Consider the following 7,307-nt stretch of genomic DNA (forward strand, 5'->3'; position numbering starts at 1 on the left):
TGCCCATGTGTAGTGAAGCCGCAGGAACAACGAAAAATGGGTCGCCCTGCTTGGCATTGTCACATGCTTTTGCTATACTTTGTATCACATTGTATTACAGATTCACATATTTGGTGATGTTATGAAAAACGAAATGCTGAGCACCCGAATTGACCACGACACCAAGTTAGCGTTTACTCACGTTTGCGAGAACATGGGACTTAGCCCCTCTCAAGCAATAAAGCTTTTTGCCAAAGCGGTCGTTAATTACGGCGGCATACCCTTTGAGCTTAAAGTCAAGCAACCCAATGCAGCAACAGCCTCAGCCATCTCCGAGCTCGAGTCCGGCAAGGCAAATACCGCCAGCAATATTGAAGAGCTATTCGAAGAATTCAATATCGGTAGGACCGACAATGCTTAAACTCGAGTACTCAAGACAATTTAAAAAGGACTTCAAGAAAATAGCAAAACTTTCGATTCCCGATGTAGTTGAAGTCGGTCATGCCATTAAACAATTACAGCTCGGGGAAACACTACCGGAAAAATACGTTGATCATTCTTTGTCTGGAAACTGGCAGAATTATCGAGATTGCCACGTAAAACCGGATTTAGTTTTGATTTACAAAGTCGATGACACCTCTCTCAAACTGGCTCGAATTGGCACCCATTCCGAACTATTTCGATAACATGTAACGCCGCAAGCAACTGCAGATGTAATGGAGTTTGTTTCTATGCGATGCTTTTCCCGCATAAAAACAAACGGAGTGTAAGCTGTCAGGTTGACTTGCCTTGTTAAAAGTTTCCACGCTAGTACACCTTGCTAAGTTTGCCGCCTTCAAAGGTGAACGTGACATTGTTTACGATAATTTTGTTGCCATCTTCGACAATGAATGCATTTGGATAGGACTGCCGCACCAAATGCAGAATATCTTTTTGGGAATAATCCTTGCCACCTTTTACAACAAGATCACCCAGAAAGCTATGGGCATCATTTAGATCATCTAGGCTTACTTGCTGATATGTATATGTAATGCCAGCATCAATTGCGGAATACAGCCAAAACAGATTACTACCGACCAGAAGTGTAAGAGTGACGAAAAATGATGCTTTCCAATTATTCATGCGATACTCGATGACTTTTAACGCTCTTGCAGCACGCGCGCCCATGGAATGGAGCCGAAGGCGCAATGTAATGGGCGTCGCTGTGCCTGCACTGGTTATGATCAGTCATCCACTTTAACCCCAAACTTTGAAACTCGCCTCCGGTTCAGCGTGCTCTCTTTCCCAATTTTTATTAAAGCGTTTCGAGCATTCTCTGAAACTTTTCTTTCTTTATCGCCGATATTGCCGATGCGGAAAAATTGCAAACAAACCTCGACATAACGACCTAGCTGCGGGCCTTTCGTGCCTTTGAAAAGTGTGTAGAAATCGTCCACAGATGCCCGCGATAGAACTTCAATATCAGATCGATTCCATCCGTTAGTGCCAACTAAGCTGCTGACAACGTCTTCTAAAGAGCGATTATCAACGGCTTTACTTACAATCTCGTCAAATCTTTGAATTATTTTCTTATCCTGAATATCGTCTGAAAATGGGTACATCTCAAGATTAAGAGATTTTGGATTCCCTTCTCTCTCTGCAACATAAAGTTCAATTAGTTCATCAGCCTTATCACTATGCCCCAAATCACGAAGAAGTCCTACTGTGCCATTTAGGTTAAGGAGACTTATATATTTTGAGCTTTTCTTGAAACCCTCATACAAAGCGTGGACAAGCTCTTCTTCATTATCGTCAAACGTATTATGGTATTTTTCCCAAGCTTGCTTGAACGAGCCCTCTACTTTGTCTGCGACTATTTTTTGATTGAGACTCTCAGCTTCAGTAATAAGCTTATACTCATCATAAAACCCCCTAACCACTGCATCAGCTATCTCTAAATCAAACTCATCACAGTTTTGAAAATCATAAGAACGTAACAAAGAATTCCACTTCTTCTCTTCGTCACTTTCTTCATTTTTTCCAAGGCCCCAAAGTGAATATCCGATATGCCGGACATAGTCTATCGACGGAATCGAACTATCGTCTCGTTGAAAGTGGCAGAGTGCGAACAACACGAGGCTATGTATGGCTTGATAGGTAACTTCGGCCTCGTAATCTTTGAGAAGAGGAGCTACAGATCTGGAAAGGTACAGCATTTTCCTAATTATTCTTATGTTGCTTACACCTAAACTCAATACATTTTTCTTTAAAATATCCAAATATTCAAAATCTTCATTAAGAGCTATCTCGCTACATTCATCTGAGGTAGGAGAGAGTAGAACATCAAAGTCAATCACCTTTTCGCGATATCGATCTAGCTGTTCACTCTCAGTTTTTTCGAAGGAATCGTCGTTGAGTATAAGAACGACCTTGCAGTCTCTTTGTTCTTTTAGCAGAGAAACTAAACCTAAAACATCACGTATTTTTAGATCATCCCCTTTTCGTTCTAGATCATCAATGCAAATAATCGTGTTTTTCAAGGAAAGAAATGAAACAGCTTCAAGAGCAAGAGAAACGTTTTTAACATATGGCAGCCCTTGGATAACTCTAATTGACTTTCTTCCAAGGGACTTTCCTAAGGTTTCTGTACTTTTCCTAAAGGTGTCAATGCTCGGCTTGTGATCAATTACCTCAATATCGACAACTTGTTCAAACATTGCAAATTTCAGGCTATCGAGGGAATTGATACCAAAGAGAGAAACATAGGAATAGCGTTCCAAGCCAACTGCATTGCGATGTGCAGCGTCAACCAAAAATTGATTCCACGTAAACGTTTTTCCTACGCCCCATTTCCCTCGAATCGCGAGAACTTCAGGGGTCGTGCTGCCGAGAAATTTATCTATCTGTTTATGAACTAATTTGATCGACACAAGACTCCCTCCCTAAGTTCATAACGCCAAATTAAGTAGTGAGCAACGCTACCACCTACCTAAACCATTGTGCCGTAAACACTAAAGCTGATTCAAACCAAAAATGCCAAGCGTTGCGAATCTGCTTAAATTTATTGTTATGTGAATTTATTGTCCATTACAGCTTCGATCGCAGACTCTAGATCTTCTTCAGTGAGAAACTCTAATGACGATATCTCGGCCAATACCTCTTCCTGTATCAATTTCAGCGTACGCTCCTTATTTTTATTTAACCACGGACTCATAAAGATAGGCATTTTTTCACCAACCCACTTTTCTGATTTCAAAAATGTAGTTCTATCTGGAGCTAAATATTCTTTTACTTCCTTTTCAATTTTTTCATAGTCAATAATTACATCTAACTCACGGCCTGATACGGGATCTAGGCAATAACTCTCACAGAGTTCAGCATTTGTATAAGTATCTGATATGTNAAATAGGCCGAATAATTCAACGTAACCAATAACCTTGTTATTTTTCGCACACAGAGACACTATATGCGTAGGGACATTATCTGAACGATCTACAACGATATCTTCATCGTAGTAAGGACCAAAACATTGGGGGGCATTGGAGACAGATAAATAGTCATATATATTTTGGGCAGTATCTTTTTCTAAACCAACTTCAATTGAATACAGATACATCATTTTTGCGATTGAACGACCTACCTCTGCTCCCGCTAAATCAAAGCTAAATGTAGTATCTAGTCCGTCGCTAGCGCATAAAGTCTCTTTATACTCCATGCTAGAAATGTCTGCTTTGTACTTATTCTTACTGCACAATGACTTAATTATTTTTTTCGCTTCTTTTGTGTTGTTAGATTTAACTGTAATTTTTATTTCATTTTCATTTATGTCTTGCTCCGAAAACTCTGGCTTTCTCGGTTGAAACCGGCCATCAGGTGAGATGACATTTTGTTGGCCATCCTTATTCTTCAGTAGCAAATTCGGAACATCCCCGCGCTCTCTGGTTACCCCAAAGAAAACACAAAGAGAAGAAAATTGATTGCATAATACTGCATCCCATCTATTTCCAGATTTAGAATTACAGTTCCTACAGATCAACTTATTACTAGACAGTCTTCCACCAATTGCGTTAGGAATTATGTGTTCTAAGCTTCCAGCTTCCCCTTCACAACCATCGAATACACCATCCAACAAGCATATGGCCATTTTGCACCTTCTATCTTAATAAATTCACATAACGCCTAAAATCAGGAGCGCGGATTTTTGCGTCCCCTGCATTTTTTTGTTAGCTTATGTGATTGAGAAATAAATTATTAAGACTGTGATCAATTTTAGTTTTAAAATTTTGACCTACAGACGTATAAACCATTAGTCTTAAGGTTTTTAATTGTTTTTTAGGGTTTGGTTGTAAAACATCTTTAATGAAACTTTCAATCCACACAAATGGCTTATTCTCACGTGATAAGTGAATAAGAAAATTTGCTTCTTCACCCTCGTAAAGCATTTTAGGGATTGTATCTGACTCTACATCACCTAAGAGTTGGACTAAGTGCTTTTTATTTTTGAACCTACCGACGAACCATCCCAACTTAGTTATATTTGCTGGGCGTACACCTTTATTTACGACATGAATTCTCAATAAGTCAGTTGCTTCACTCTGTCCTCGCGTAACCAATTGTCGGTAGTCTACTTTGACAGCCAATTCAATTTTATTTTCACGCCGAGCAAACCAAAGCGACGTCACTGCAGCCGCAATAGTACCAATTCCCGCTAACCAAGTACCAATAACATTCAAAACTTCTAACATATTTTCTCTTTTTATGGTGAGCTAACGCTTGGCTTTGCGGCGTGCCGGAGCGCAGCGTAGGTTCGTCCGCCAACAGCCACTGGTTATGTGATGGTAGCTCACTCTGGCAGCCCCTCAAACTTTGGTACGTCCCCTAACCCCTCGTCCCAAACAGCTTTGCTGGATGAAAAGATATGCGCGGTTGGCGCCATAGAGATTTCAGTATCCAAGCATCCTGCCGGAACGACGAGCAATCCTGGGATCTGAGTACTTGGCAATGCTGAGCCACACAACTTACAAAAGCTTTTTTTATGACGAGTGCCTGGAAGCGTAAAGGACGTCACAGCATCTGCACCCGACCGCCAGGCCAATTTAGCTGACTGTGAGAATAGATTTGCCGCATGAGCCGACCCCGTATCTTTTTGGCAATGCTGACAATGGCACAGGTAAAAGCTATCGAAATCACCTGTTAACTCAAAGCTCACGGTACCACACAGACAAGAACCGAAATGATCAGTCATCAGAACTCCTTCTATGGCCTGTGGATGAAATACACATAACGCCGCGTTAAGGTGTGAGTAACGCAATACCGAAGTTTCGGCATTGCGCCTTAAACACTGAAGTTACCGCAAAGCAAAAATGCCACGCGTTACGAATCACTCTTAAACGCTTTGTTAGGGCTTTCCTGCTCTGTATCCAGTTCTTTGATTTCTAGGTTCTCACACACTTTCCATTCAGTGAGCGATTTAAAATTAGCAGACATTCTATTGTCAACTTTGACTGCTTCCAACTCGCCAGTTAACGTCACTACTTTTTTAGCTACATGAGCGTGAGCTATTATTGGATAAAGATCTTCACTAACCGTAAATGAAACACTAACCTCTCTATCCTGATATTTCGTCCTAAGTTTAGCTCGCCCTAAGTCATCGTCGTAGCCTCTATGCAAATCAGCGACTTCCCCAGAGAGTTGGATACTTCTCTCCGTTTTCTTTGCTTTCAAAACTTCTCGGTATTCAACAATCTTTTGAGCATCTCTAGAATAAAACGATATTGGGCTATTGTATTTCTCTTCAATGAACTCTTTTGATGACCAGTTGACTTTGATTTCGATATCTCTATGAGCCTTAAAACCAAATATATCTATTAGCGCATCACAATCTTTTTTGTCTATGCCTAACTCGAGTAGCTTCTGAGTAATCACATCAATATCAGACTCAAGCGCAAACACTGAAGAGACTTTAGCCAACTTCGAATAGAACAGCTTATTAATCATCCTGCCAAGAGATGTATTGCTGTCGAACAACTTTGGCTCTTCTTCGCTATTTACACGGTATAGAGGAGAGTGGATAGCTACAACATAACTACCTATCTGTGTTTGCCCCATTCCAATGTGGTTGTAATAACTACCCAAGTGCTTACTCTTGTTCTTGAACTTTTGGATTTTACTTGAACAATGTTTAAGCAACTTATAAGCAGAAGATAAAAGCTTGATTCCATCATCAAATGGGATTGAGCCATTTTGAACATCATCAGCAATCGCTCTAACCATTATGGCATCAAAGTCTAACGGTGATATTTGTTTGATCAAAGCTTCATGAGACACTCTAAGGTATTCAGACAACTCCTCTATTGTGTCTAATAGAAGTGCCTCATAGCGCTTATGATCTTCACTCAAAGGGAGCGTAACTTCTGACTCCGGAAACTCGTGACTATGCCAAATCTGAAATGTATCTCTAATTTCAGATGATTTGTGCCAGCCATTTTCAGCTAAGTATTTGGTCACATCATTTAGAGGTAATTGAGTACTCATATGATTAACCCTCTAGCGCTATATTGTTTCATCAATTCTATCAGAGTGAGATTGTTAAAAGCTTGAGAAAAAGGAACTTTAACAGTCACACTAGTTTTATTGCTGACTTCCGGCTCGCCCTCTAGGCTAATCCAATAGCCAGAAAATCTTACATTCGACTGGAGTGATGAATGCTGAACCCACTCCTGATTATCCTTAGGGCAGAAAACAACGATCAAAATCTTCGGAAGATCATCAATTTCTCTTAGATCATTGTAGTTCTTTATAGGTAGTGGAAAACTCAGCTCTTGTTTTTCCATATCTATATATTTGTAGTTAGATGTGCACTTGAGTTGTGCCAAAATTCTCGGTTTTTTCCAACGACCTTGAAAACCTCTACCAATGAGTTCGATATCGATGCTTTCATTATCAGTCGTCGGTTCACTATAATTAATCTTCGCAGCCGCACACATCAGCTTTACATAGGCAGAGCTAAATCGCTCTTGAGCATCTGTAAGATGTAAGCCATAGGAAGCAGGAAGCCTAGCCAAGCTCTGTCCAGTTTCCACCAATGATTCATTTTCCATTATTATTCTCAAATCAAGTCTAGAGATTTCATACATCATTCTAAATATGAGCAAAAATGCTCTATGAAAGCCCTAACATTGTATTAGCGCGCACGCTCACTTTCCCAAAACCGTTACACGCGTCTTTTGTTTCTTAACTGTCTGTTATTAAATAATTTTTCGCTTTTGATGTCTGTCTCTTTCCCGAGAAAGTGTGCATGCCGCCTATCACTGGTAAGGCGTGCACATTATCACTGCACTTACATTTAT

9 protein-coding genes are annotated in these 7,307 nt (G+C 40.2%); 2 read left to right on the forward strand and 7 right to left on the reverse strand.

Going from position 1 to position 7,307, the window contains the following annotated elements:
• The first annotated feature begins 121 nt into the window (after positions 1 to 121).
• A complete protein-coding gene (locus BZG78_RS15135; protein ID WP_077661187.1) occupies positions 122 to 400 on the forward strand; it encodes a type II toxin-antitoxin system RelB/DinJ family antitoxin in 279 nt (92 codons plus the stop codon).
• Positions 393 to 665, forward strand: coding sequence for a type II toxin-antitoxin system mRNA interferase toxin, RelE/StbE family (locus BZG78_RS15140; protein WP_077661682.1), 273 nt, complete (start codon positions 393 to 395; stop codon positions 663 to 665). The genes BZG78_RS15135 and BZG78_RS15140 overlap by 8 nt, the downstream gene beginning before the upstream one ends.
• A gap of 121 nt (positions 666 to 786) precedes the next feature.
• Here the strand turns inward: BZG78_RS15140 and BZG78_RS15145 are convergent, their stop codons facing one another.
• From BZG78_RS15145 to BZG78_RS15180, 7 genes are all read right to left on the reverse strand, one after another.
• Entirely contained in the window at positions 787 to 1,101 is a 315-nt protein-coding gene (locus tag BZG78_RS15145; RefSeq protein ID WP_077576987.1) for a hypothetical protein, read from the reverse strand.
• 101 nt (positions 1,102 to 1,202) lie between these two features.
• Positions 1,203 to 2,888 (reverse strand): hypothetical protein, encoded by a 1,686-nt coding sequence (locus BZG78_RS15150; protein ID WP_077661683.1) that lies wholly within the window; start codon positions 2,886 to 2,888, stop codon positions 1,203 to 1,205.
• A gap of 137 nt (positions 2,889 to 3,025) precedes the next feature.
• Positions 3,026 to 4,102, reverse strand: a complete 1,077-nt coding sequence (locus BZG78_RS15155) for an HNH endonuclease (RefSeq protein WP_077661684.1) — start codon at positions 4,100 to 4,102, stop codon at positions 3,026 to 3,028.
• A gap of 79 nt (positions 4,103 to 4,181) precedes the next feature.
• Positions 4,182 to 4,703 (reverse strand): hypothetical protein, encoded by a 522-nt coding sequence (locus BZG78_RS15160; RefSeq protein WP_077661685.1) that lies wholly within the window; start codon positions 4,701 to 4,703, stop codon positions 4,182 to 4,184.
• Positions 4,704 to 4,801: 98 nt separating this feature from the next.
• Entirely contained in the window at positions 4,802 to 5,203 is a 402-nt protein-coding gene (locus tag BZG78_RS15165) for a GFA family protein (RefSeq protein ID WP_077461008.1), read from the reverse strand.
• A gap of 128 nt (positions 5,204 to 5,331) precedes the next feature.
• Positions 5,332 to 6,492, reverse strand: coding sequence for a hypothetical protein (locus tag BZG78_RS15175; protein ID WP_077661687.1), 1,161 nt, complete (start codon positions 6,490 to 6,492; stop codon positions 5,332 to 5,334).
• Positions 6,489 to 7,058, reverse strand: coding sequence for a DUF4365 domain-containing protein (locus BZG78_RS15180; RefSeq protein ID WP_158011565.1), 570 nt, complete (start codon positions 7,056 to 7,058; stop codon positions 6,489 to 6,491). Before BZG78_RS15180 ends, BZG78_RS15175 begins: the two co-directional genes overlap by 4 nt.
• Positions 7,059 to 7,307 lie beyond the last annotated feature (249 nt).

The sequence above is a fragment of the Salinivibrio sp. MA351 genome (assembly GCF_001996065.1).
Classification (GTDB): domain Bacteria; phylum Pseudomonadota; class Gammaproteobacteria; order Enterobacterales; family Vibrionaceae; genus Salinivibrio; species Salinivibrio costicola.